Annotated in this window: 18 protein-coding genes; 12 read left to right on the top strand and 6 right to left on the bottom strand. The window is 65.8% G+C overall.

Annotation, left to right across the window (positions count from 1 at the left end; all coding sequences use genetic code 11):
- Nucleotides 1-280: 280 nt before the first annotated feature.
- From THIMADRAFT_RS14200 to THIMADRAFT_RS14170, 8 genes are all read left to right on the top strand, one after another.
- A complete protein-coding gene (locus tag THIMADRAFT_RS14200) occupies nucleotides 281-535 on the top strand; it encodes a nucleotidyltransferase family protein (protein ID WP_007193749.1) in 255 nt (84 codons plus the stop codon).
- Complete coding sequence (gene hrpA / locus THIMADRAFT_RS14195; RefSeq protein ID WP_007193748.1) at nucleotides 532-4,551, top strand: ATP-dependent RNA helicase HrpA; 4,020 nt, start codon at nucleotides 532-534, stop codon at nucleotides 4,549-4,551. The genes THIMADRAFT_RS14200 and hrpA overlap by 4 nt, the downstream gene beginning before the upstream one ends.
- Before the next feature lie 111 nt (nucleotides 4,552-4,662).
- Nucleotides 4,663-4,875 carry a hypothetical protein gene (locus tag THIMADRAFT_RS14190; RefSeq protein WP_007193747.1) on the top strand — a complete coding sequence of 71 codons (213 nt, stop codon included), beginning with the start codon at nucleotides 4,663-4,665 and terminating at the stop codon, nucleotides 4,873-4,875.
- 35 nt (nucleotides 4,876-4,910) lie between these two features.
- The gene (locus THIMADRAFT_RS14185; protein WP_007193746.1) at nucleotides 4,911-5,117 is read left to right on the top strand and encodes a hypothetical protein; all 207 of its coding nucleotides are present in this window, start codon (nucleotides 4,911-4,913) and stop codon (nucleotides 5,115-5,117) included.
- A complete protein-coding gene (locus tag THIMADRAFT_RS14180) occupies nucleotides 5,104-5,457 on the top strand; it encodes a type II toxin-antitoxin system PemK/MazF family toxin (RefSeq protein WP_199484243.1) in 354 nt (117 codons plus the stop codon). The genes THIMADRAFT_RS14185 and THIMADRAFT_RS14180 overlap by 14 nt, the downstream gene beginning before the upstream one ends.
- Before the next feature lie 256 nt (nucleotides 5,458-5,713).
- The gene (locus THIMADRAFT_RS27955) at nucleotides 5,714-5,911 is read left to right on the top strand and encodes a YgjP-like metallopeptidase domain-containing protein (protein WP_086010400.1); all 198 of its coding nucleotides are present in this window, start codon (nucleotides 5,714-5,716) and stop codon (nucleotides 5,909-5,911) included.
- Nucleotides 5,912-5,995: 84 nt separating this feature from the next.
- Nucleotides 5,996-6,655: a leucine-rich repeat domain-containing protein gene (locus tag THIMADRAFT_RS14175; RefSeq protein ID WP_007193743.1), complete on the top strand. Its 660-nt coding sequence runs from the start codon at nucleotides 5,996-5,998 to the stop codon at nucleotides 6,653-6,655.
- A gap of 38 nt (nucleotides 6,656-6,693) precedes the next feature.
- Entirely contained in the window at nucleotides 6,694-7,539 is an 846-nt protein-coding gene (locus THIMADRAFT_RS14170; RefSeq protein ID WP_007193742.1) for a lipase family protein, read from the top strand.
- Nucleotides 7,540-7,547: 8 nt separating this feature from the next.
- On the opposite strand, the gene THIMADRAFT_RS14165 is transcribed toward THIMADRAFT_RS14170, so the two are convergent.
- Entirely contained in the window at nucleotides 7,548-8,243 is a 696-nt protein-coding gene (locus THIMADRAFT_RS14165) for a TetR/AcrR family transcriptional regulator (RefSeq protein WP_007193741.1), read from the bottom strand.
- Between the two features lie 231 nt (nucleotides 8,244-8,474).
- On the opposite strand from THIMADRAFT_RS14165, the gene THIMADRAFT_RS14160 reads away from it, so the two are divergent.
- Nucleotides 8,475-9,602 (top strand): efflux RND transporter periplasmic adaptor subunit, encoded by a 1,128-nt coding sequence (locus THIMADRAFT_RS14160; protein ID WP_007193740.1) that lies wholly within the window; start codon nucleotides 8,475-8,477, stop codon nucleotides 9,600-9,602.
- Entirely contained in the window at nucleotides 9,599-12,796 is a 3,198-nt protein-coding gene (locus THIMADRAFT_RS14155; RefSeq protein ID WP_007193739.1) for an efflux RND transporter permease subunit, read from the top strand. Before THIMADRAFT_RS14160 ends, THIMADRAFT_RS14155 begins: the two co-directional genes overlap by 4 nt.
- Here the strand turns inward: THIMADRAFT_RS14155 and THIMADRAFT_RS14150 are convergent.
- The 4 genes from THIMADRAFT_RS14150 to THIMADRAFT_RS14135 form a co-directional block, all read right to left on the bottom strand.
- Nucleotides 12,703-15,441 carry a bifunctional diguanylate cyclase/phosphodiesterase gene (locus tag THIMADRAFT_RS14150; protein WP_139052836.1) on the bottom strand — a complete coding sequence of 913 codons (2,739 nt, stop codon included), beginning with the start codon at nucleotides 15,439-15,441 and terminating at the stop codon, nucleotides 12,703-12,705. The two genes, THIMADRAFT_RS14155 and THIMADRAFT_RS14150, sit on opposite strands and share 94 nt — an antisense overlap.
- Nucleotides 15,438-16,706, bottom strand: coding sequence for an urea ABC transporter substrate-binding protein (locus THIMADRAFT_RS14145; RefSeq protein ID WP_007193737.1), 1,269 nt, complete (start codon nucleotides 16,704-16,706; stop codon nucleotides 15,438-15,440). The genes THIMADRAFT_RS14150 and THIMADRAFT_RS14145 overlap by 4 nt, the downstream gene beginning before the upstream one ends.
- 226 nt (nucleotides 16,707-16,932) lie before the next feature.
- Complete coding sequence (locus THIMADRAFT_RS14140; protein WP_007193736.1) at nucleotides 16,933-18,165, bottom strand: ATP-binding protein; 1,233 nt, start codon at nucleotides 18,163-18,165, stop codon at nucleotides 16,933-16,935.
- 191 nt (nucleotides 18,166-18,356) lie between these two features.
- Nucleotides 18,357-20,318 carry an SLC13 family permease gene (locus THIMADRAFT_RS14135; protein ID WP_007193735.1) on the bottom strand — a complete coding sequence of 654 codons (1,962 nt, stop codon included), beginning with the start codon at nucleotides 20,316-20,318 and terminating at the stop codon, nucleotides 18,357-18,359.
- Between the two features lie 415 nt (nucleotides 20,319-20,733).
- On the opposite strand from THIMADRAFT_RS14135, the gene THIMADRAFT_RS14130 reads away from it, so the two are divergent.
- Together THIMADRAFT_RS14130 and cls are read left to right on the top strand one after the other, a co-directional pair.
- Nucleotides 20,734-21,507 (top strand): retropepsin-like aspartic protease family protein, encoded by a 774-nt coding sequence (locus THIMADRAFT_RS14130; RefSeq protein ID WP_007193734.1) that lies wholly within the window; start codon nucleotides 20,734-20,736, stop codon nucleotides 21,505-21,507.
- Nucleotides 21,508-21,575: 68 nt separating this feature from the next.
- The gene (cls, locus tag THIMADRAFT_RS14125) at nucleotides 21,576-23,015 is read left to right on the top strand and encodes a cardiolipin synthase (RefSeq protein ID WP_007193733.1); all 1,440 of its coding nucleotides are present in this window, start codon (nucleotides 21,576-21,578) and stop codon (nucleotides 23,013-23,015) included.
- A 219-nt stretch (nucleotides 23,016-23,234) separates the two neighbouring features.
- Here cls and THIMADRAFT_RS14120 read toward each other — a convergent pair whose 3' ends face one another.
- A complete protein-coding gene (locus THIMADRAFT_RS14120; protein ID WP_007193732.1) occupies nucleotides 23,235-24,053 on the bottom strand; it encodes an SHOCT domain-containing protein in 819 nt (272 codons plus the stop codon).
- Between the last annotated feature and the right edge of the window lie 382 nt (nucleotides 24,054-24,435).

The raw sequence follows: 24,435 nt of genomic DNA, 5'->3' as shown, positions 1-24,435 counted from the left end.
AACGACTCGATGCCTGGCGCGATCCTGGCCCGGCACGTCGCTCCGGATCGGGAAGCCCGGGGACAAAGCCAGCGTCCTCGTGACGCAATGCCGGCGTCCAGTCATGTGCGACGCTGCGATGAGGAGGCCGGGGCGAGCGCGGCGAGCCCCGGCTTACCGCCTGGAAGCGAAGTTGCGAAGGCAGGGATGCCGTAGCGTGGGACTCCGATCGGCGTTAGTCTGTCGCTAGCCGGACGAGGATCCCACGCTCCGGATTCGTGCCGAGCGAGCGACTTCATCCATGCGACTGACATCCGATCAGGTACTCACCATCCTCGGCACGGCATCACGTCTCTCGGGGGAGACGGCTGTGGTCTATCTTTTCGGCTCGCGGCTCGACGAACGGGCCAGAGGTGGTGACGTCGACCTTCTGGTCGAGAACCCGCAGGGCCTGACGCTCCTCGAACGTGCGCGTCTCAAGCTCGAGCTGGAGGAAAGGCTGGGGCTACCGGTCGATGTCATCTCCCAAGCGCGGGCGCAGTTTAAACATCCTTGACCGACCTTGAGTTTCCCACCGACGCCGACCTCGGCACCTGTCTGATCCAGGACCGTCACCGCCTGCGCCAACGTGTGCGCGGCCTGCGACGCCGTGCACGGGCGGGTGAGCCGTTCGAGCGCGGTCTGCTCGCGGTTTGGCAGACGCTACGCGAATCCCGAGCCGTTCTTGAACGCCGCCAGGCCGGCGTGCCGTCGGTCATCGCCTATCCGCCCGAGTTGCCGGTCAGCGAGCGCCGCGCGGAGATCGCGAAAGCGATCTCGGCCCACCAGGTCATCGTCCTCTGCGGCGAGACCGGCTCGGGCAAGTCGACCCAGTTGCCGAAGCTCTGTCTGGAGCTCGGGCGCGGGCTCGCCGGGCGGATCGGCCACACCCAGCCGAGGCGCATCGCGGCGCGTACCCTGGCGAATCGGATCGCGCAGGAGCTCGGCGGGACCGCCGGCGGGCTGGTCGGCGACAAGGTGCGTTTTCACGACCGGGTGCGTCCCGAGACCGCGATCAAGCTAATGACCGACGGCATCCTGCTCGCCGAGATCCAGCAGGATCGGCTGCTCAACGAGTACGACACCCTGATCATCGACGAGGCCCACGAGCGCAGCCTCAATATCGACGTCCTGCTCGGTTATCTGAAGGGTCTGCTGCCGCGTCGACCGGATCTGAAGCTCATCGTCACCTCCGCGACCATCGATCCGCAGCGCTTCGCCGCGCACTTCGCCGATGCGCAGGGCCGTCCGGCGCCGATCCTGGAGATCTCGGGTAGGACCTATCCGGTCGAGGTGCGCTATCGCCCGCCCGAGGACGAGTCGGTCGGCGAGCGCGACGAGACCATGCAGCAGGCGATCTCGGATGCGGTCGGGGAGCTGGCGCGCGTTGGACGCGGCGATGTCCTGGTCTTTCTCTCCGGCGAGCGCGAGATCCGCGAGACCGCCGAGACCCTGCGCAAGCATCACCCGCCTGCGACCGAGATCCTGCCGCTCTACGCCCGCCAGGGGCCGCAGGAGCAGGCGCGGATCTTCCAGTCGCACGGCACCCGGCGCGTGGTGCTGGCGACCAATGTCGCCGAGACCTCGCTGACCGTTCCCGGCATCCATTACGTCATCGACCCCGGCTTTGCGCGGATCAGCCGCTACAGCCACCGGCGCCAGCTCCAACGCCTGCCTGTCGAGCGCATCTCGCGCGCCTCGGCCGATCAGCGCAAGGGACGCTGCGGGCGGGTCGCCTCCGGCATCTGCATTCGGCTCTACAGCGAGGACAACCTCGCCGCCCGCGCGCCTTTCACCGAGCCCGAGATCCAGCGCACCAATCTGGCCGCCGTGATCCTGCGGATGAAGCTGCTCGGCTTCGGCGACGTGGCCGACTTTCCCTTCCTCGACCCGCCCGACCCGCGTCTGGTCGCCGACGGCGAGCGCACCCTCGAGGAGCTGGCCGCGCTCGATGCCCGCGGAGAGCTGACCGAGCTGGGTCGTCGGCTCGCGCGTCTGCCGGTCGACCCGCGGATCGGACGCATCCTGCTCGCCGCCGCCGAGCAACAGTGTCTGGCCGAGGTGCTGGTAATCGCCGCCGCGCTGAGTGTTCAGGATCCGCGCGAGCGTCCGCACGAGCAGCGCGCCGCTGCCGATCAGATCCATGCCACCTTCGCCCATCCGGACTCGGACTTCCTGAGCTTCCTCAACCTTTGGCGCTTCCTGGAGAAGGAGCGCAAGGCGCTTTCGCGCAACCAGTTTCGTCTGCTCTGTCAGCGTCACTTCCTCTCCTACAACCGGGTCCAGGAGTGGCGCGACATCGAGACCCAACTGCGCGAGCAGATCCTGGAGATGGGCTTCAAGGAGAACCAGACCGCCGGCACCGAGGAGCAGATCCACCGCGCGCTCTTGACCGGACTGCTGAACCACATCGGCGCACTCGACACCAACCACGAGTACCAGGGCGCGCGCAACAGTCGCTACCGCATCCATCCGAGCTCGGCACTCTTCAAGACGTCGCCCAAATGGATCCTGGCGGGCGAGCGTGTAGAAACCACCCGAGCGTACGGGCGAATCGTCGCCCGTGTTCAACCCGCCTGGATCGAAGCCGCCGGGCAGCATCTGCTGCAACGCAGCTATTTCGAGCCGCACTGGCAGGCGAAGACGGGGCAGGTCGCGGCCTACGAGAAGGTGACCCTGTTCGGCGTCACCCTGGTCCCCAAGCGGCGCGTCAACTACGGACCCATCAACCCGGCCGAGTCGCGCGAGATCTTCATCCGCTTCGCCCTGGTGGAAGGCGACTTCAGCACCCGCGCACCCTTCTGGCGTCACAACCAGGAGCTGATCGCTTCGATCCATCATCTGGAAGCCAAGTCGCGCCGCCGCGATATTCTGGTCGACGAGGAGGCGCTCTACGCCTTCTACGATCAGCGCATCCCCGCCGGGATCTATTCCACGCCTCAGCTTGAGCAGTGGCTGCGCAAGGCGACCCGCACGGATCCCAAGCGCCTGCATCTGCGCCCGGCCGACCTCATGCAGCATGAGGCCGAGGGGATCACGCCGGAGCAGTTCCCCGATCGGCTCCAGGTCGGCGCAACCGCGCTGCCGCTGGAATACCGCTTCGAGCCCGGCGAGTCGGCCGATGGTCTGACCCTGATCGTGCCCTTGCCGCTCATCAATCAGGTGACCGCCGAGCGGCTGGATTGGCTGGTGCCGGGTCTCTTGGAGGCGCGCATCACGGCCCTGTTACGCGGTCTGCCGAAAGGCCTGCGCACGGCGCTGGTCCCGGTGCCGGACACCGCTGCGCGCTTGGCCGGCGGGCTGAAGGCCGCACTCGCCGAGGGCAAGGCACCGGTTGATCGGCCGCTCACACAGGTCCTCGCCGAGCGGATCGCGGCCGAGCTTGGTCTGCGCATCCCCGAGGACGCCTGGGACCGCGACGCCATCCCGGCGCATCTGCGCATGAAGGTTCGACTCGTCGACGAGGCGGGCAGGGCGCTTGCGCTCGACGAGGATCCGCAACGGCTCAAACAGCGTTTCGGCCAAGCGGGTCAGGCGCGGTTTGCCCGCATCCCGGATGCCGAGCTGGAACGCGAGGGCATCACCCGCTGGGACTTCGGCGACCTCCCCGAGCAGGTCGACATCACCCGCGGCGGGATCCGGATGCGCGGCTTCCCGGCCCTGGTCGACGAAGGCCAGACCGTGGCGGTGCGGGTGCTGGATTCACCCGAGGCCGCCGCGCGCGCACACCGTGCGGGCCTGCGCCGGCTTCTGATCCTGACACTCGGTGCGAACCTGCGTCCGATCCGCCAATCGCTGAAGGATCTGGATCGGCTGCGTCTGCTCTATGCCAAGGCGCCCGTGACGGCCATCCCGGAGGCGGCCACTTCGGAGACGCAACGCCCGGATGCCTTGAGCTCCGGCGGAAAAGCGTCGCGCCCGCCGAGCGGAACCGAGGCTCGCCCACCGGACCTCGCCGACGAGCTGCTGGCCCTGATCCTCGATCGAACCTTCCTCGACGACCGTCCGGCCATCCGACAGCAGTCCGACTTCGAGGCCCGTCTCGCCGAATCGCGCAGCCGGCTCCAGCCGACCGCCACCGAGGTCACCCGGCTCGCCGCCGAGATCCTCGCCGCCTATCAGTCGCTGCGCCAACGTCTCGCCGCCATCACCCAGGTCAACTGGCAGCCGACGGCGCAGGATCTACGCGAGCAGCTCGATGCACTGGTCTTCCGGGGCTTCTTCCAGCAGATCCCATTCGACAGGCTCAAGCAGTACCCGCGCTATCTCAAGGCCGCCGAGCAGCGTCTCGACAAGCTCGCCCACGCCCCCGGACGCGACCGCGAGCAGATAGCTGTCATGGCCGAGCTGCTGACACGCTGGCGCGAACGCACGGTCGCCGCCCGCAAGGCCGGCCGGGAGGACGCGCGACTGGATGAGATCCGCTGGCTGCTCGAAGAGCTGCGCGTCTCGCTCTTTGCGCAGACCCTCGGCACATTCGGTCCGGTGTCGGTCAAGCGTATCGAGGCGCGTTGGCGGGAATTGGGGTTGTAGGGCAGGATAACCGGGCGCGTGTCGATCGGCTCTGCATGGGGAGGACCAAAGCCGCCAAGTCGCATTCCCCCACCGACAAGCGTTGCTTCGGGGGAAGCAACGCAACCCCTCATGCGGGTCATCATCCCCGAGGGCGCAAGCTTCAAGGTCATGCTCGCCCTGAAGGGCAGCAGCGACATCGGCGACCGGATCAACACCCGGATCATCCAGCCGCTCATCGAGGCCAACGCGCGGCTGGCCCGCAGCGATTTCCCCGATTTCAAGGACACGGTGACCTGGTCGCCAATCCGCCGTTCTCCGACAAGACCTGGAGCACCGGCCTGACGCCGTTCAACACTATGAATCGAGAGGTAGGAACCATGTTTGCAATCGAAATAGAAACGACCATTGACAACGTGGGCAACGTGCATGTCCCGGAACACTACCGCCAGTTCTACGGTAAGACCGCGCGTTTATTGCTGCTATTGCCCGATGAGAGTGAAACCAGCACCATCTCGCGTCTTTCGGAGCCGGCACTAGAGAAGATCTGGAACAACGCAGACGATGCCGCCTATGACCAGTTATAGATTTGGCGACATCGTGCTCGTGCCGTTTCCGTTCAGCAACCTGACGGAGAGCAAGCAACGCCCCGCCGTGATCGTCAGTCCGGCGGCCTATCAGCAGGCGCGTCCCGATTGCATCTTGCTGGCGATCACCAGTCAGATTCGTGCCCCGCTGAGCTATGGCGAGGCGCTGATCGATGACTGGAAAGCGGCTGGATTACTGAAGCCATCCTTGTTCAAGCCGCTCATTTTCACAGTGGAGCAATCCCTGATCCGACGACGACTGGGCGCTCTGATGCAGAGCGATCAGGAGACGCTCGGCGGGATTATCCGGCTGATCATGCAGCAGGGACTTTCGGCATGAGCGGCACAGCAGCGATCCGGCCGGAGTACAGTCAGAGCGAGGTGGGGGTGATTCCGGAGGAGTGGAAAATTCAGTCGCTCAGTCGAACGATTGAGCGACTGGACGCAGGCGTAAGTGTCAACTCGGTTGATGAGAGTCTCACCTCCTACCCGACGCCATCGCCCGAAAGCTCAAGGCGAAGGGCAAACTCTCCAGGAACGCCGTCGCCGAAGGGATCATCACCACGTGGGGAAGCTGCAATTACGAGGCGTGACACATCCGTCTCAATACCGATCTGGTGAAGAAGCCGAAGGATCTACTTGAATACGTCCTGGTGCACGAAATGGCACAGCTTCTGGAGCCTACGCACAATGATCGCTTCATCGCCATCCTCGGTGAGCATTACCCGACGTGGCGGGAAGCCCGCGCCGAGTTCAATAATCTGCCCTTGGGTGCGGAGCAGTGGATGGAGTGACCGCATGGAGAGGCGAATCACCTGGCTTTCGTCGCGCGTCCATCGGGCGGATATTGGTACCTCGGCACGGCAGGGTGACCCGAAATGAACGAAAGTTACCTCTTCATGGCGACCTTGACAGGCTTCGGCCTGCTGGCGGTCAGTTGGATCTGGTTTGCCGTGGTCGCTTGGCGGCGCAGCCGTCCTTGGGGTGTCGCGGTCGCGCTCTTTCCGCCGGCCGGGCTGCTCTTCGCGGTCGGCCGTTTTCACGCCGCGCGCGGTCCGCTTGTCCTGGGATTGGCTGGATTGCTGCTCGCCGCCGGTCCGCCGGTCGTCAACCGTCTGTTGCCTGTCGATCTTGGCCCGCGGGATGTGCTGGTCGACGGCGAGCGCCATATCACCCTGACCGGCTGGGACCGGCACGACTATCGGGTGCTGGAAGGCGCGACGGATGTGGTCGTGCTGCAGATGGCCAACCCGGATGTGACGGACGAGACCTTGGCGCTGCTCGCCGGGATGGATCGGCTTCGCGAGCTGGATCTGAACGATAGCGGCGTGACGGACGCGGGGCTCGCGCGCCTTGCGGCATCGACGCGTTTGGAGCGGCTGCGTCTTGCCAACACGGGCATCACGGACGCCGCCTTTCGCGCGTTCCTGATGCCTCATCCAAGATTGCTCGAGCTGGATCTGCGCGGTACATCCGTCTCGGCCGAGACCCTCTCCGAATGGCGCAAGGCCAAGCCCGGGCGCCGGGGCTTGCGCTGAGGCCACGCTTTCGTTTCGTTCTGCGAGGTTAAGAGACCATGACACTCGACGCGTCGATTCCGGGGCATCATCTGCCCAACGTCCGATTTCTGGCCAAGGCGTGCGAGCTGGCCTATTTGGACAAGCCCGAAGGTGCGGCCGGCTTTCGGGCCGAACTCGGTCTGGATGCGCGCCTCATCGGCGTCGACAACACGCAGGTCTATGTGGCGAGCGACCCCGGTGCGCTAGTCGTCGCCTTTCGCGGCTCGCAATCACCGACGAGCCTCGACGGGGTCAAGGACTGGCTGCTGACCAACGCAAATAACCTGTTGGTCGTCCCCGAGGGACGCATCGGCACCGATTTCGCCGCCGCGGGCGTGGGGGCCCGATTCCATCGCGGCTTCATGGAGGCCTTGGACGAGATCTGGGCGCCGCTCGTACAGGCCGTCCAGGAGGCGATGGACGCATCGGCGCGACCGCTCTGGGTGACGGGGCACAGCCTCGGCGGGGCACTTGCCTTGCTTGCGGCCTGGCGTTTTCAGCGCGCCTTCATCGGGGTGCACGAGGTCGTTACCTTCGGCGCGCCGATGATCGGCAACGCCGTCGCGGCCAAAGCCTTCGAGCAGGCGTTTCCCGACCGGATCTTTCGCTATGTCGACATCGAAGACCCGGTCCCGCTCCTGCCGACGGTCAGTCTGGTGGCCAACGCCTATGCCCATTGTCTGAACGAGATCAGGCTTCAAGATCCGACGCAGAGGGCATTCACCCATGCGCTCGGGGAGCTCGGGCGCACGGCGGTGGAGGGTATGCTCACGGCGAGCCTTACGGATGAGCTCTGGACGCTCGTGCGCAAAGGTATCCATGCCCATCTGATCCCTAATTACCAAGAGCGTCTTCGCGGCTGAGTCGCGTCTCAAACCGACCGGTCGATTTTGCGATCCATGCCCTCGGGCGCATAGGCCCGCAACAGCACCTCGACCCCGCACTCGACCCGACGGCGCAGCTCCTCGGCGTTCGGTCGCGGACAGCCGCCGCTCAAGAGCCCCGTGGTCTGAATCCCCTGCCACATGCCGAGCAGCTGCTCGGCGGCCAGGCGGCTGTCGTGCGCGCGTAGGTCGCCGCGCGCCGACGCCTCGGCCAGGCGGGCGGCGAGGCGATCGCGTGTCGCCTCCGCGCCGTCCCGGTAGACAAGTGTGCCGAGCCAGTTCTCCTGCCCGGCCAGGCTCGCCAGCATCCGTTGTAGGGCGACATAGTCGTCGCTGCTCAGGAAGCCCATCAGTGCGCATCCGAGCTCGATCAGCGCCTGTCTCAGTCCGCGCTGGCCCGAGGGCAGATCGTCGAGTGCCGCCGTCATCTCGCTGCGCTGCAGCAGCACGACTGCGCGGATCAGACCCTGTAAGTCGCCGAAATGGCTGTAGACCGTGACCTTCGAAACACCGGAGGCGCGGGCGACGGCCTCGATATTGAGCGCCTGGATCGAGCCCGAGAAGAAGAGCCTTCGAGCGGCCGCGAGGATCGCCGCATGCTTGGCGGGGTCCGGCGGTCGACCGCGTCCGGCGGATCGGGGCGCCGCCGGTCTGTCGGACGCGCCGGCGTCGGGTGTCGGCATGACTGGATCCTCTCTCCTGTTTTCGAGTATTTACTAAACGCAATCGTACAGTAATAATGGTCCGATGAACCATACCGAGCGTACGTGGGTTTTCGAAAACCAGTGCGTGTCCCGCGCGTCTGGAGACGACGCAACGCCGGCTCGGCGTGCGCGAGGCGTAAGGTGAGGCGAAAAGCCCACATCCGTTCGGTCTCTCAATCAACGCCGGCACTTGCGGTGCAGGAGTGACCCTTGTCGACCAGGATGAGCAGGATCGGAGCGATCTGCGTTGCAGCGCTCTTGGGCTCGGGATGCGAGCCGAGTCAGGACGCGTCGAGCGCGCTCGAGGCGCTGCCCGATCCCGAATCGGTACCTTGGGTGTTGTCCGCCCGGGTGGAGTCCGCGCCGAACAGCGTCTGGACGCTCACGGGGACGGTGCGTGCCCGTCATGAAATCCCTTTGTCCTTCCGGATCGGCGGGGAGATCCAGGAGCGCTTCGTCGATGCCGGGGCTCATGTCGAGGCCGGGGACGTCCTGTTCCGGCTCGATCCGCGCGACGTGAAACAGCAACGTCTGGCAGCCGAGGCGACGGTCGCGAGTGCCCGGGCCGAGTCCGAGAACGCCGAGCGCGAGCGCGAGCGTCTCGACGATCTTCTGACCAAGCGTCTCGCGAGCGAGCAGGACCATGACCGGGCCGTGACCGCGGCGCGCGCCGCCGAGCAACGCTTGTTGGCGGCCGAGGCGAGCCTGGAGCAGGCCCGCAACGCCATGCGCTATGCCGATCTGCTTGCACCCGCGACGGGCGTGATTCTGGATGTGGAGGGACAGGTCGGACAGGTCGTCTCGCCGAGTCAGGCGGTTGCGCGCCTGGCCGAGGACGGGCCGCGCGAGATCGAGGTGCAGGTGCCCGAATCGCGGCGTGTCGGTCTGCCGCCCGAGGCGACGGCCCGGCTCGGGAACGTCGCTGTCGACCGATCGGCGGGCGCAGCGTCGGGCGGATCGGCGCCCGTGCAGGTCACCCTGCGCGAGATCGCCGGCAGCGCCGATCCGCTCAGCCGGACCTGGCGTGCGCGCTATCGTCTGCCTGACCTGCCCGGCGAGCCCGGGCTCGGCACGACCGTGACCCTGACCTTCGAGACGGCACGCGAGGCGTCCGGACCGATCGCTCGGGTGCCGCTCGGCGCCGTCCTGGAACGCGGCGAAGGGCCGCAGATCTGGCGGATCGAGGATGGACGCGTCGAGCCCGAGCCGATCGAGCTGATCGGCATCGTCGGCGAGCAGGCCGAGATCCGCACCGGTCTGGCGCCGGGGACTGCGGTCGTCGCACTCGGGGCGCATCTGCTGATGCCCGGTCAGGCCGTGCAGGTGCTCGAGCGATGAGCCGCTCCGACGCCGGGCCGCCGGGAGCACCGCTGAACCTCTCCGCGCTCGCCGTGCGCGAGCGCTCGGTCACGCTTTTTCTGATCCTGGTCACCGCGGTCGCCGGTCTGGTCGCCTTCCTGCAGCTCGGGCGTGCGGAAGACCCGGCCTTCACCGTGCGGGTGATGGTCGTCTCGGCGCTCTGGCCGGGGGCGAGCGCGCAGCAGATGCAGGATCTGGTTGCCGACCCGCTCGAGAAGCGTATCGGCGAGGTCGAGCTCTTCTACAGGCTCGAGACCACGGCGCGTCCCGGACGGGTGGACATGCTGGTCGAGTTTCAGGACTACGCGCCCTCGGAGCAGATCCCGGATCTCTTCTATCAGGTGCGCAAGCGCATGTCGGACGCGGCCGGGAGTCTCCCGGCCGGGGTGCTCGGACCCTTCGTGAACGACGACTTCTCGGACGTCTATTTCGCGCTCTATGCACTCACGGCGCCGGATCTGCCGAACCGTCTGCTGGTGCGCGAGGCCGAGCGGATCCGCGATCGGCTCGCCCGGGTCGAGGGTGTGCAGAAGGCGCGTATCCTCGGGGAACGCCCGCAGCGCTTCTTCGTCGAGCTCGATCAGGCCCGTTTGGCGACGCTCGGGGTGTCGCCCGCGGACGTGCGCGAGGCGCTGGACGCGCAGAATCGGCTTGCACCGGCGGGCCTGGTCGAGACCGACGGCCCGCGGCTCTATCTGCGTCCGGACGCCGAGCTGCGCGAGCTCGAGGACATCCGGCATGTGCCGCTGCGCATCGGCGGGCACCTTCTTACCTTGGGCGAGATCGCCGAGGTCAGTCGAGGCTACGAGGACCCGCCCGAGTTTCTGATCCGCGCCGGCGGGGAGGATGCGGTGCTGCTCGGGGTGGTGATGCAGCGCGGCGAGAACGGGTTGTCGCTCGGCGAGCGCTTGAGTGCGCTGCAGGACGAGCTGGAGGTCAGTCTGCCGTTGGGTGTCGGCTTTACACAGCTCACCAACCAGGCCGATGCCATCACGCACGCGGTTGACCTCTTCCAGATCAAGTTCCTGGTTGCGGTCGCGGTGGTCATGTTGGTCAGCTTCGTCGCGATCGGCTGGCGTGCCGGGCTGGTCGTCGGCATCGCTATCCCGTTGACGCTCGGGCTGACCTTTCTGTTGATGCTGATCCGCGGGATCAACCTGGATCGGGTGAGCTTGGGCGCGCTCATCATCTCTCTGGGCCTGTTGGTCGACGACGCCATCATCGCCATCGAGATGATGCTGGTGAAGATGGAGGCGGGTTGGGATCGGCTGCGTGCCGCGGCGCATGCTTGGACGGTGACCGCGGCACCCATGCTGAGCGGCACACTGGTGACCGTCATCGGCTTCGTGCCCATCGGTTTCGCGCGCTCGGGTGTCGGGGAGTATGCGGGCAACATCTTCTGGGTGCTGGCCTTCGCGTTGCTCGCGTCCTGGGTGGTGGCGGTGACCTTCACGCCCTATCTGGGCACGGTGATCCTGAAGGCGCCGCCGACCGAGGGAACCCACGGCTCCGAGAGCGCCTACGCGACGCCGCTCTACGGAAGGCTGCGCGGGCTGATCCGAGGCTGTGTCCGCTACAAGATCTGGGTCGTCGCCGCGACCTTCGGTCTGTTGGTCCTCTCGATCGTCGGGTTGGCCGGGAGCGTGCAGAAGCAGTTCTTTCCGTCCTCGGATCGCCCGGAGGTCCTGATCGACATCCGGCTCCCCGAGGGCAGCGCGATCCGTGCAACGGCGGCCGTGGTCGAGCGGGTCGAGGCGATCCTGGCGGAGGCCCCCGGCGTGCGTTCGAGTGCGGCCTATCTCGGCGCGGGGGCCCCGCGCTTTTTCCTCGCGCTGAATCCCGAGTTTCCGAATCCGGCCTTTGCCAAGCTCATCGTGGTCGCCGAAGGCGCGGCCGAGCGCGACGCGCTCATCGCCCAGCTCCAATCCCATATCGAGGCCGGCGAGTTCCCCGAGGCGCGGGTGCGGGTGCACAAGCTGCTCTACGGACCGCCGGTGATCTGGCCCGTGACCTTTCGTGTCGTGGGGCCAGATCCTTTGGTGCTGCGCGGGATCGCCGAGCAGGTCCGGGATGTGGTCGCCGCCAATCCGAATTCGGTGGACCCGCACCTGGACTGGAGCGAGCGCGTCCCCGTGGTGCGGCTTGCACTCGATCCCGAGCGGCTGCGTCTGATCGGGCTCACCCCGCGCGAGCTTGCCGGTCAGCTGGAGTATCAACTCTCCGGGCTGCCGGCGACCGAGATCCGCGAGGATATCCGCAACGTGCAGCTGATCCTGCGCGGGGTCAGCCAGAATGGCCCGGCGAGCGCGGAGGATGCCGAAGCCGGATTCGGCGCAGGCGGCAGCGGCGCTGCGATCACGCCGACGAGCCTCGCCGGCATCAATCTGAAGACGCTCGACGGTCAAACCATCCCGCTCGAGCAGGCCGGCGAGTTGATGATTGCCTTCGAGGATCCGGTGCTCAAGCGTTACAACCGCGAGCCCTTCATCGCGGTGCAATCCGAGGTTCAAGGCGCGCAGCCGCCGAACGTGACGCAGGCCATTTGGAGCGAGCTACAGGGGCTGATCGCCGAGCTGCCGCCCGGCTATCGGATCGACATCGGCGGCGCGGTGGAGCAATCGGGCAAGGCCGACGCCTCGATCCAACGCGTCCAGCCGATCATGCTCGTCCTGATGCTGATCGTCATCATGGTCCAGATGCGCAGCTTCTCGGGCACGCTCATGGTCGTGGCCACGGCGCCGCTCGGGGTGATCGGGGCCACCCTGGCCTTGCTGATCGCCGATCGTCCCTTCGGTTTCGTCGCCCTGCTCGGATTGATCGGGCTGGCCGGTATCCTGATGCGCAACACCCTGATCCTGGCCAAGCAGATCGAGGACAACCTGCACCAGGGTCTGGAGCGCTCCGCCGCCGTCGTGGAGGCCACGGTGCAGCGCGCGCGCCCGGTGGTGCTGACGGCGGCGGCGGCCGTCTTCGCCTTCATCCCGCTCACCACCGACACCTTCTGGGGGCCGCTCGCCTTCGTGCTGATCGGCGGGGTGTTGGTCGGTACCCTGATTACGCTGTTGTTTCTGCCGGCGCTCTACGCGTTATGGTTTCGGGTGCGCCTGAGCTCGGCAGACTCGCCCTCTGACCAGCGTGCCGTCCAGACCTCGGCGGGCTCGGGTCTGCCGTAGAAATAGCCCTGCAGGAGGTCGCAGCCGTGTGCTTGCAGGAAACGGCTCTGACCCTCCGTCTCGATGCCCTCGGCCACCACCCGTAGGCCGAGCTCGTGGGCGAGGGCGAGGGTCGCGGCACTGATCGCGGCGTCGTTCTCGTCGGTTTCGATATCGCGCACGAACTCACGGTCGAGCTTCAGCGTCTGGATCGGCAGGCGTTTGAGGTAGGCCAGCGAGGAATGGCCGGTACCGAAATCGTCGATCGCCAGTGCAACGCCGAGACCGCGCAGTGCCTGCAGCGTCTCGACCGCGCGCCCGGGATCGCGCATCGCAACCGTCTCGGTGACCTCGAGCTCCAGCTCGTTGTCTTTCATGCCGTAGCGTCGCAGCACGGCGGAGACGGTGTCGATCAGGGCGGGATTGCGCAGTTGGTGGGCGGAGAGGTTGACGGCGATGCGCCTCGGTCCCATGCCGGCCTCCTTCCATTCGCCGAAACGGCGACAAGCCTCGTTCAAGACCCACTCCCCGATCACGTGGATGAGGCCGGATTCCTCCGCGATCGGGATGAAATATCCCGCGGCGAGCAAGCCGCGCTGCGGATGGTGCCAACGGACCAGGGCCTCCATGGCGTAGGGGCGAGCGAGCGGATCCGCATCGGGCTCGAGCTGGGGCTGATAGTGCACCGCGAGCTGACCCTCCTCGATCGCCACGCGCAGCTCGCGCTCGACCGTCAGGCGCTCGCCGGCGGCCACGTTGAGTGCCTCGGTGAAATACTGGATGTTGTTTCGACCCTGCTCCTTGGCGTGATACATCGCCGTGTCGGCGTTCCTCATCAGGGTGTCGGCGTCCCATCCGTCATCGGGATAAATGCTGATGCCGATGCTGGGGCTGGTGTGCAGCCGTTCGCCGTCGATGGCGTACGGCTCGCCGATTGCGTCCAGAATCTTCGCGGCGACCGTCGAGGCGTCTTCGGCGCGCTCCAAGGCAGTGAGCACGACAACGAACTCGTCCCCGCCCTGACGCGCGACGATGTCGTTCTCGCGCACGTCGGCGCGCAGCCGGCGTGCCACCTCGACCAACAACAGATCGCCGATGTGATGGCCGAGCGTATCGTTGATGACCTTGAAGCGGTCCAGATCGATAAAGAGGACCGCGAGCCATCGCCCGTCGCGGTGTGCCGAGTGCAGCGCCTGCCGCAACAGGATCTCGAGGTTGTGGCGATTGACGAGACCGGTCAGGCTGTCGTGATGGGCGATGTGCTCGATGCGTTCATCCGCGGCCCTGCGGGCGGTGATGTCTTTGAACACCGAAAGGATCTCGCCGCCCTCGAGGCGGATCACGTCGCTCTCGAGCCAGAGACGGATCGGGCCCTTGTCGTAGACCGCAAGGCTGATCGTTTCGCGCCCGCCATGGCGATGAACGCGGCGAAATGCGGCGAAGATGCCGGCGGCCTCCAAACCCGGGAAGGCGATCCTGGAGGGTCGTCCGAGCACATCCTTGCGTCTCGCCACCCCCGCGATCCTCTGGGCGGCCGGATTGATGTCGATCAGGACGAACTCGCTCCCGTCCGGACGCGGGCGGTAGAGGGCAACCCCGTCGTTCATGCTGCCGAGCATGGCGCGGTAGCGCGCCTGTTGGGCGGCGATGGTGGTTTCGTCTCTGACCAAGCGGCGACCGAGCACGAGTGCCGCGCTGGCCGAGGCGAGCAGGAAGAGCGCGAACGCCCATGCCGTGGCCTCCTGCATCGCATGCAGAGGGGCCATGACCTCGGCAGCGTCGATCTTCACCACCATGCCCCAGCCCAGCGCCGGCAGATATCGCCAACCTGCTGCGACCTCGATGCCTGCGTAGTCCTGCATCAGGCCGCGGCCTTGGCTTCCGGCCAGCGCAAGACGCATCGGCTCCGCCGTGCGGTCGAGCGGCACCCGATTGCTGAAGGGCTCTCCCGGCATGCGTTCGAGCGCGATGGTGTAGCGTGCCGATTGTCCGTCCCGAACGGCGAGCACGGTTTCGCCGGTGACCCCGAGCCCGGTGCGGTCGCTGACCACCGGCATCAGGGTGGCGAGGTTGACTTGAAGCGCCAATGCCCCGATCGGGTGCTGCCCTTCGAGAATCGGCGCGACGACAAAGGCCGCGATCGCGTTTCCCGACGGGCCATAAGGCGCGAAACGGGTCAGGTCGATGTGCATGAAGGTCATGGCCTGGCGAAAGCCCGCGGCCAGCTCGGTATTGCGAAAAGGGCCGTGCAGAAGGTTGGTGCCGAGGTCGTCCTCGCCGCGAAGCGAGAAGACGACATCGCCTCTTTCGTCGATCAAGAGGACGTCGTGGTAGTCCGCGCGCTCGCCGAGCTTGGCCAGTTCTTTGAAATCGGCTGTGCTCGGAGTCGGAATCGCGGCGCTGCGATCGGTGGCGAGGAGTGCCGACAACGTCCCCCGAACTTGGGCCTGGCTCGCAAACGAGCGTGCGTCGGCCAGCCTTTCGTTGATGTAGTCGTCGATCTGGTCGGCTTTTTTGTCCGCAATCGAGGTCACGTTCTGCAGAACGGTTGCGGTGAGGGCACGCTCGAAGGTGTGCAGATAGAACCAGGCCAGACCCGCCAAGGGCAGCAGGGCGATGATCAGGAATCCGACCGCCAAACGCAGGCCGAGACGGCGTGGATTCACGGCGCCCACGGTTGATCCTCCGGCGGGCGCCGAATCGATTCGTCCGACAGCAGATCGATCAACGCACGCCACTGCGCGCGGCTGCGGTAAGCGGGAAACGGCGCCGGGCGGACCGGTGCTTCGGAGATCTCGACCGCGTCGAATTGCCCGTCCGCGCGTGCATGTCCGACATAGACCTTGCGCCACAGGTGTCGAGTGGCGGCATCCAGTGCAACGATCCCGGACGGCCCCTGCAGGCTCGCGCGCCCGATGGAGCGATTCACCTGTGCCGAATTGTCGGTGCCGGCCTCGCGAACCGCCTCGGCCCACAGCCTGATCCCGTTGTAGCTCGAGACGATCGGGTCGCCGACGACGCGATCGGCGCCGAAGCGCTCCCGGAAAGCGGCGACGAAACGCCGGTTGACGGCGTCCGGCAGGCTTTGGAAGTAACCCCACACCGCGTAATGCTCGCGATGAAAGTGCCCTCCGCGCATGGAGCGAAGCTCGGGCTCGGCGACGCTGAAGGAGACCACCGGCATGTCATCGAGATTTGCGGCCCGAAGGGCTGCGAAAAGGTGCCGGTTGGCATCGCCGTTGAGCGTGTTGAGCACCGCGTCCGGTGCCAGGCTTCGGATCTCGGCGGCGATCGCGTCGAGATCGGTCGCATCCATGGGTACGTAGCGCTCCGCCGAAATCTCGCCGCCGGCTGCGGTGACCAGATCCCGAATCAATCGGTTGGCGGTGCGCGGGAAGATGTAGTCCGAGCCGACAAGATAGATCCGACTCCCGAATCGGTCCATCGCCCAACGCGCCCCCGGGATGATCTGCTGGTTGGGTGCCGAGCCCATGTAGACGAGATGAGGCGATTGTTCCAGGCCTTCGTACTGCAGCACGTAGAGCATCAGGTGACGATGTTGCTCGACCACCGGCGTGACGGCCTTGCGGCACGCGGAGGTCCAGCAGGCGAGCACGACGCTGACGCGCTCTTCGAGAATCAGGCGCTCGACCTCGGCGGCTGCTTGCGTCTGATCCGAATGGTTCTCGGCGACGACGAGCTCCAGCCGACGCCCGAGCAGCCCACCCTCGGCATTGATCTCCTCCACGGCGAGCCGCGCCCCGTCGACGAGCCCTCTCTCGCTCTCGCCCATCGGACCGGACCCGGCATGGAGGACGCCGACTCGGATCGGCTCGCTGACCGAGGTGCGAAACGATCCCGGGATGAGTGTCGCCGCGGCGAGTGTCGCCGAGATCAAGAGGACCGGCAGCAGCGAACGCGGTGCGCGCATCAGGTTTTAGCCAGGGCGGACTGTTCCAACGACGGCCCACGATCTGGCCGACGCTCGCGGCAGGGCACGCACTCGGTCATGTCGGCTTCCTCGCAGCATCGTTTGCGCTCTGATCGATCGGTCCAACAGGGGCAATGATCGTCGATCGACGCCGCGCCTGCTGTGATGCGTGTCGATCTGTACGCGGCGGCCTTCCAACAAGAGGGCGGGGCATGCGGGACGCTGTTTAGCCCCAATCGAACCGATCGCTGTCCGATCCGGCGTCGCCCTCGAGGATCTTGCGTTTGCCGTCGAGGAGGAAGGCGATGGCACGTTTCAGGTCGGCGAGCATGACGACTTGCTCGGCCCCCTGTCGCATCGAGGCATAAGAGGCCGCGAGGAGCACGGCGTTCTGGATGTCGCCGCCCGCCGCACCCTCGGAATAGAGCGCCAGGCTCTCGAAATCGACATCCTCCGACAGCGGCAATTGTGGCGGGATGTGGCAGCGCCAGATCTTCTCGCGCTGCTCGGTGGCGGGGAGTCGGAACTCGACATGGGCGAGCATACGCCGCAGGAAGGCGGTGTCGTAATTGCCGACCAGATTCGAGGCGAAGATGACCGCGCCGTCGAAGTTGTCGAGCTCGATCAGGGTCGTGCTGCGCGCAACGTTGATGCTGTTGTCGGCCGATTGGGAGACATTGACCAGACGCTTGCCGAGGATGGAGTCGGCCTCGTCGAAGAAGAGCAGGGCGCCGGTCTCGGAGGCCTTGGCGAAGGCGGCCTTGATGTTCTTGGGTGTTTCGCCGACATACTTGGATTCGAGCTCGGCATAGCTGATGCGCAGGATCTTTTTCGCGAGCAGGTCGGCGATGGCGTCGGCGGCCAGGGTCTTGCCGGTCCCCGGCGGGCCGTAGAAGTTGAGCGCGACCCTGCGCCCGGTGCGGGCCACCGAGCTCAGGCCCCAGGTGACGTAGATCATATCCTGGGAGACCAGGACGTTGGTCGCCTCGCGGATGCGCTCCAAGGTGTCCTGATCCAGGATGAGTTGATTGAGCGTGTGGCGCGGCTCGACCGGCTCGATGCCGTCCAAGCGCGTCTCTTCGGGTTCTTCCGCCGGCGGTGCGGCGGCTCCGGGTTGCGCCGTCCCGACGGTGTTCATCGTAACGCCTTGGGCGTAGGGGTGTTCCAAGGTCGTCTTCGACGGATTGAAGTCGACCCTGATCTTCGGCTTATTGAGCAATCCCGGAAATTCCGAGGTCTCGAGCACCTGGACCAGCCGCTTCAGAAAGGCATTGGACGCCGCCGGCTCGACCTCCACCGAGGTGTCCTGACCCTTCTCCAAACACTGCGGGCAATACAGGAGCGGCGCGCCCACCACCTCGACGAAGTAATGCCCGAGATTGCTCTTCTTGCCGTGGTGCGAGAGCACCAGCTCGCAGCCATGCACCGGGCAGGTCGGCGTCTTGCGCAGCAGCGACATCCCTATAAAACCGCGTCTCGCGCGACATGCACTGTCTTCATTCGGGTCTCGCCCTCGCGTGATTCCAAGCCCGTCGCAGCGGACGCGGTTCTAGAAAGAAAGAAAAAAATCCTGAACCGCGTCTCGCCGGCCTTGTTGTTTGGGTCGAGGTCCCGCTTGACCTCGACAATTCATGTCACCGAGGACGCGGTTCAGCCAAAGACCAGGTTGAGCATGGTCAGCGCCACCACCAAAAAGAGGACCGTCATGATCCCGCCGGCACGCATGAAGTCGACAACCCGATAATTGCCGGGTCCCATCAGCAGTGCATTCACCTGATGGGTCGGAATCAAGAAGGAGTTCGAGGTGGCGATCGCGACCGTCAGGGCAAACACGGCCGGGTTGGCGCCGATCCCCAAGGCCATGTTGACCGCCAGCGGGACGAGCAGGACGGTCGCACCGACGTTGGACATGACCAGGGTGAAGAAGGTCGCGAGCACCGCGAGCGCGGCCTGGACGACCCAGATCGGTACGTCACCGAGCGCGGTCAGCGTCTGCTGGGCGATCCAGGCGGCGGTCCCGCTGGACTCGACGGCGAGCCCGAGCGGGATCAGAGACGCCAACAGAAAGACCGTTTTCCAACTCACGGCCTGGTATGCCTCGTCGATCGAGAGGACGCCGGCGAGGATCATGCCCATGGCACCGGTAAGCAGCGCCACCGAGAGCCTCAGGTCGGTCAGGAGCACCAATGCCAGCGTGATCACGAAGAAGACGAGCGCGGCGCGGACCTTGTGCGGACGCAGCTCCTCATGCGGATATTCGGTCGTGACCACGACGAAGTTGCGGTCTTTGGTCAGGCGCGTCAGGTCTGCCCAGGTCGTGTGAACCACCAAGGCATCGCCGGCGAGGAGCGGCGTATTGCGCACGCCGCCGGTGTTGAAGGTGATCTGGGTGCCGCCGCGATTGATGGCGAGCAGCGACAGGCCGTAGGTCTTGCGCATCCAGACATCGCGTGCGGTCTTGCCGATCAGGCTGGACCCGGGCGGGATCACGATCTCGGCCACGCCCGCTTTGGTGTTCGACATCGCCTCGGAGAAGAGCTCGAGGTCGGTTTTGACATCCACGGCGTTGTCATCGGCAAAGCGCGCGAGCTTCTCCTCGGTGCCGAGCAGGCCGAGCGTGGTGCCGGGCTCGATACCGAGCGAGCGGTCTACGCCGTCCGCACCCAGACGCAGGCCGTCGCCCTTCTCGACGGCGATGACGCGCAACCGCCAGGTTTGCTCCAAGTCGTCGACGCTCATGCCCACCAGGGTACTGTCCGGGCGCAGTCTGACCTCCCGGATCTCGAAGGACGACAGCCCGTAGGTCTCGGCGAAGTAGGTGCTGGTGTCGCTGCCGGTCAGCATCTCGTTCCCGTGCGAGGGCAGGACGAAGCGCCCCGCGATCACGAAATAGAGGATACCGGCGACGAGCAGCGCGATCCCGATCGGGGTCACGTCGAAGAGCTGAAAGGTCTCCATCGGCGCCGTGCCGGCCGGGAGTGCCTGGTTCGAGGTGAGGATCAGATCGTTCAACAGGATCAGCGGGCTCGAGCCGACCATGGTGATGGTGCCGCCCAGGATGGCGCAGAAGCCCATCGGCATCAGCAGGCGCGACATCGGCAACCCGGTGCGCGCGGAGATACGGCTGACGACGGGCAGAAAGAGTGCCGCGGCCCCGACGTTCTGCATGAAGCTCGAGATGACGCCGACGGTCCCGGAGATCAGCGGGATGATACGCGACTCGGTCTTGCCGCCGATGCGCATGATGAAGCCCGCGACCTTGGACATGATCCCGGTCTTGTCGAGCCCGGCACCGATGATCATGACCGCGATGATGGAGATCACGGCGTTGCTCGCAAAGCCGTCGAACAGATGCTCGACCGGCACCAAACCCTGCTCGAGCCCCATGAAGGGCGCAAAGAGTCCTGTCAGTCCGAGCAGGACCATGATGCTGATCGCGGCGACATCGACGGTGACGACCTCGAAGGCGAACAGGAAGATGGTCAGAAGCAGGAATCCGACGACCCAGGCGATCTCCACGGAGGGGACGAGACCGGCGAGATAGAACCCGACGATTGCAAAGAGGACCGCAGCGAGATCGGTCTTGGTCAGGGCGCGAAAAGCGGCGAGCATGCTTGAGTGTCCTCTTTGTGTTCTGGGCCTTGTCACGGATTCGGCGCCGAGCCTTTGGCGCGATGCCGGTCGGACCTGTTGTTTAGGGGCACGGCGTCGGGAAACGACGGCTCCTTCGGATGGTTCTGCAGATGGAGCGGCGCGGGCTCGAAACGTGAACGCATCCTGTCTCTGCGCCTTGAAGGAACCACCGAAAGACCGGTGATCATAAAGAAACGGATCCCATTTTTCCCGGTTTTCTTCACGGTCTTGTGCGCGTATCCGACCCGGAAGGCTCGACTCGGCATCCCCGAGCGCGGGGCTGGACGAAACAGGGCGGTAGCCCGGACTCCGGCGCGCTGCTAGTCTCTCTCTTGTTCAAGCCACTTTTTCACCGTCCCATCCTTCGCGCCGATCGCGTCCGGAGTCCGGAGTCATGAAGCACCTCGTTCGTCGGAGCCTGATCAACCTCTGTTGGACATGCACCCTTCTCGCCGGCACCGCCGATGCGGCGCCGCTGGTGAACGTCGAGGAGGAGTTGGAGCGGCTGATCGCCCAGCACGGATTCGAGGTGCGCGGCATCGAGCAGACGGCCGAGATGGAGGGGCGCGCCGAGGGCGCCGAACTGGTGCCCCGTCTTCGGCTCCTGCTCGATGGTTTCGACCATGTCATCGTTCAGACCGAAACCGGCGAGGTCGATCGGATCATCATCCTCGGCGAGAAGGTTGCCGTGGTCGCACCGCCGCTGATCATCGAAACCGGAGGATCGGGTTTTCCGTCGGACGACGCTCCGGATGGCGAGGACGGTCAACCCGGGGACTCGATCGTGCTGCCGACGCAGCGACAGGGCACCTCGCACGCCGTGAACCTGACCCTCGAGGGGCCGAACGGCCAGCGCGTCCAGCGGGTGTTGCTGATCGACACGGGTTCGGATCATGTGGTCTTGCCGGCCTCCTTGATCGGCCCGCTGGGGATTTCGCCGAACGATCTGCGGATGCAGACCGTGCAGACCGCCAACGGGACCGTGGATGCGCGGCTCGGCACCTTGAGCGGCGTGTGGCTCGGAGAGACACGGGTCGAAGGGGTCTCCGCAGCCTTCATCGACGATTCGCGGCTCGGCGGGAATGCCCTCTTGGGGATGAGTCTGCTCGGTCGCTTCCGCGTCACGATCGACGACGAGCAGAATCAGCTGACCTTGGCGGCCCGTTAGGCGAGAAACGGTGCGCACGCCCTTTCGGGAGCCCGGGCAGGAGCGTCGGCATTGCTTGATCGCTCGGGATGCCTGACCAAACCCTCTGGACGGGAGCCCTGTTGGGATTGGAGCTCGCCGCGCGGATCGCCACGGTGGCCCATCTCCTGCTCGGGCGTCGCGATGTGCCATCGACGGTCGGCTGGGCGGGGCTCGTCATGTTGGCTCCGGTGGTCGGTCTCGTGCTCTATTGGCTCTTCGGGATCAACCGTATTACCCGCAAGGCCCATCGGCTGCGTCCGCAGACATCGGAGGCCAGCGACCGTGCCGAGTTGGCCGGGGAGCGTTGCGCCCGCCGTGCCTTGGATGCCCGGTATCCGCATCTGGTACGTCTGGGTCATCTCGGCGATGCCTTGACCGGTTTGCCGCTGGAGGCGGGTAACCGGATCGATGTCCTGATCGACGGCGATCAAGCCTATCCACGCATGCTCGAGGCGATCGATCGGGCCGAGGAGACTATCGGGCTCTCGACCTACATCTTCGACAACGACAGCGTCGGCGGGCTCTTCGCCGATGCACTCGAGCGGGCGCATCGGCGCGGCGTTGCCGTGCGTGTCCTGGTCGACGGGGTCGGTCAACGTTACAGTCGTCCGGCGATGCCGCGCATCTTGCGCCGTCGCGGGATCCCGAGCGCGGTCTTTCTCGCCTCCGTGCTCCCCGTGAAGAGCCAGTACCTGAATCTGCGCAACCACCGCAAGATTCTGGTGGTCGACGGGCGCGTCGGCTTCACCGGCGGCCTGAATATTCGCGCCGGCTCCTTGCTGGCGTCCCGTCCGCGCCATCCGATCCGAGACGTGCACCTGCGTGTGGAAGGTCCGGTCGTGCGTTTCCTCGTCGAGGCCTTCGCGCTGGACTGGACCTTCACGACCGGAGAGCGGCTCGGCGGGGACACTTGGTATCCGGTGCTGGGGTACGTCGGAACGACCCTCGCACGGGGCGTTCCCGACGGGCCGGACGAGGACTTCGACGTCATCCGACGGATGATTCTGGGTGCGCTGAGCGCGGCGTGCGAGCGGGTTCGGATCGTCACGCCCTATTTCCTGCCCGATCAGACCCTGATCGCCGCGCTCAATGTGACCGCCTTGCGCGGTGTCGATGTCGAGATCCTGATGCCCGAGCAGAACAATCTGAAGCTCGTGCAGTGGGCCGCGCAGGCCCAAGTCGACGCGCTTTTGGAGGGACACTGCCGCATCCGGCTCTCCCCGCCGCCCTTCGATCACACCAAATTGATGCTGATCGACGACGCTTGGTCGTTTCTCGGGTCGGCCAATTGGGATGCGCGCAGCCTGCGCCTGAATTTCGAGTACAACCTCGAATGTTACGATCACGAGCTGTCGCGCCGGCTCCATGCGCTGGTGGACGCCAAGATCGCCGCGAGCCGGGCCTTGACGCTCGCCGAGCTTGCCGCCCGCTCGATTCCGGTGAAGCTGCGCGACGGATTCGCGCGGTTGTTTTCGCCGTATCTTTGATCGGCGGGTCGGCGAAGGCGGAGATTACAGCTTCCGGCTCCCGGCTCCCGGCTCCCGGCTCCCGGCTTCCGGCTTCCGGCTCCCGGCTTCCGGCTTCCGGCTTCCGGCTTCCGGCTTCCGGCTTCCGGCTTCCGGCTTCCGGCTTCCGGCTTCCGGCTTCCGGCTTCCGGCTTCCGGCTTCCGGCTTCCGGCTTCCGGCTTCCGGCTTCCAGCTTCCAGCTACAGGCGTGCGAGCAGCTCGGCCTTCTTGGCGTTGAACTCATCGTCCGTGAGGATGCCCTTCGACCTGAGATCGCCGAGACGCTCGATGGCGGCGAAGATATCGCCCTCGCTCGCTCCGGGGCTCGGGGCGGGCCGATACTGCCCGGACTGATCCGACGCAGAGGCCGGCGCATGTGCCGCGGGTTGACCGTTGCGCGAGACGACCGGGAGGCGTCCGAGATCGATGGTGCCGTATTGGCTGCCGAAGCTGATCGAGCCGCCGCTACCCTGCTGCTGGGAGAAGCCCCCGATCTGATGATCCAACGTGTCGTACACCCAGACATCCCCTCCGGTGTTCACCGCCAGACGCCGTGCGTCGGCGAAATAGGCGTACTTGACGTTGTTCTGGCTGCCGGTCGCGCTCGGTACGCCGAGCTCATGCGGCCACCAGTGATCGGCGGGGTCCGGCACGAAGAGATCGGATTGACCGCGCACGCCTCCGCTGGTTTGGTTTTGAAAGGATCCGCCGCCTTGGCTCTGGGATTGGAAGCTCCCGCTCTGAAGCAGTCCCGGCTGGTTGGCGAGCAGGTTGGAGAGCTCGTAGCAGAGTGCGTCGACCCGACCCTTGAGGGAGGAGTTGAACATGTCGCCGAGCATCAGCATGCCGCCCTGCATCCACTGGCCCGAGCCGCCGAATTCCGGGTGGCTGAATTGGGCCATGCCGCCGTTGCCGTTGAGCACGGCGATCAACATGTGGGTGACTGCGTCCTGGCTGAAGCCGTGACGCCGGGCGATATCGTCGACGATCTGTTGGCCCTGGGGTGTAAGGTGTTGCATCTTCGATGTTCCGGGATTGTTGGCTGATGCCCGGCACGCTAACACAAGGCGGTCCGGGGTGTCGGTCGAGCTGCTGTTTGGTCGGATCGACGTCGCGGGGTCGAGCGGCGTGTCGGAACAGGCGTGAATAATTCACGGATCCCCTTGTCAAGATCACGCATCGCGGTCATCTGACGACTGTAGACTTTCGTCACGGTCTCGCCCGATTCCCCTTATCTTCGGTCGCGAAGCACCTGCGGTCCAAGCCCTGAGTCCGGCGAGTGTCGGGTTCGGATCTCACGGACGATGCCCCCACAGACGATTCCGAGACGGAGCAGTTAAAGATGACGCCCGTGGTGATGACTGAAGACCGCCGTACTGCGCCGAAGCCCGATCTAGCTCG

The sequence above is a fragment of the Thiocapsa marina 5811 genome (assembly GCF_000223985.1).
GTDB classification, from domain to species: domain Bacteria; phylum Pseudomonadota; class Gammaproteobacteria; order Chromatiales; family Chromatiaceae; genus Thiocapsa; species Thiocapsa marina.
Note: the sequence above shows the minus strand (reverse complement) of the source record. Positions and strands in the feature narration are given on the sequence as shown.